A 1,047-nucleotide genomic window follows, 5' to 3' on the forward strand; every position below is an offset into this window, starting at 1 on the left:
CTGGCGATGGCCACGCTCGACATCATCAAGCTCTACGGCGAGGCGCCGGCCAACTTCCTGGATGTCGGCGGGGGCGCCAGCGAGGAGAAGGTGACGGCGGCCTTCCAGATCATCACGGCCGATCCGAACGTGAAGGGGATCCTGGTCAACATCTTCGGCGGGATCATGAAGTGCGACGTGATCGCGCGCGGGGTGATCGCGGCGGTGCGGACGGTGGGCCTGTCGGTGCCGCTGGTGGTGCGGCTGGAGGGGACGAACGTGGAGGAGGGCAAGGCGATCATCCGGGGCTCGGGGCTGAACGTGATCCCGGCCGACGATCTGGACGACGCCGCGCAGAAGATCGTGGCCGCGGTGAAGGGAGCCTGAGATGTCGGTGCTGATTGACGCGACCACCAAGGTCATCTGCCAGGGCTTCACGGGCAAGAACGGCACGTTCCACTCGGAGCAGGCGATCGCCTACGGCACGCGGATGGTGGGGGGCACGAGCCCGGGCAAGGGCGGCTCGACGCATCTCGGCCTGCCGGTGTTCGACACGGTGGCGGAGGCGCGGGAGGCGACGGGGGCGCAGGCGAGCGTGGTCTACGTGCCGCCGCCGGGGGCGGCGGACGCGATCCTGGAGGCTGTGGCGGCGGAGGTCCCCCTGATCGTGTGCATCACGGAGGGGATCCCGGTGCTCGACATGGTGCGGGTGAAGCGGGCGCTTCTCGGCTCGAAGTCGCGGCTTGTGGGTCCGAACTGCCCCGGGATCGTGACGGCGGGGGAGAGCAAGATCGGGATCATGCCGGCCAACATCTTCCGGCCGGGCAGCGTGGGGATCGTGTCGCGGTCGGGCACGCTGACCTACGAGGCGGTGTTCCAGACGACGACGGCGGGTCTGGGTCAGACGACGGCGGTCGGGATCGGGGGGGATCCGGTCAAGGGGACGGAGTTCATCGACGTTCTGGAGCTGTTTCTGGCGGATCCGAAGACGGAGTCGATCGTGATGATCGGCGAGATCGGGGGCTCGGCGGAGGAGGAGGCGGCGCAGTTCCTGGTGGACGAGGCGCG

Annotated in this window: 1 protein-coding gene and 1 pseudogene; both read left to right on the forward strand. The window is 69.0% G+C overall.

Annotated elements, in window-relative coordinates:
* A pseudogene (gene sucC / locus J2X36_RS26790) lies at nucleotides 1-366 on the forward strand (succinate--CoA ligase subunit beta); the annotation flags it as partial.
* Nucleotide 367: 1 nt separating this feature from the next.
* On the forward strand, nucleotides 368-1,047 hold a 680-nt coding region (sucD, locus tag J2X36_RS26795; protein ID WP_310355263.1), incomplete at its 3' end, for a succinate--CoA ligase subunit alpha.

This window comes from Methylobacterium sp. BE186 (assembly GCF_031457035.1).
Classification (GTDB): domain Bacteria; phylum Pseudomonadota; class Alphaproteobacteria; order Rhizobiales; family Beijerinckiaceae; genus Methylobacterium; species Methylobacterium segetis.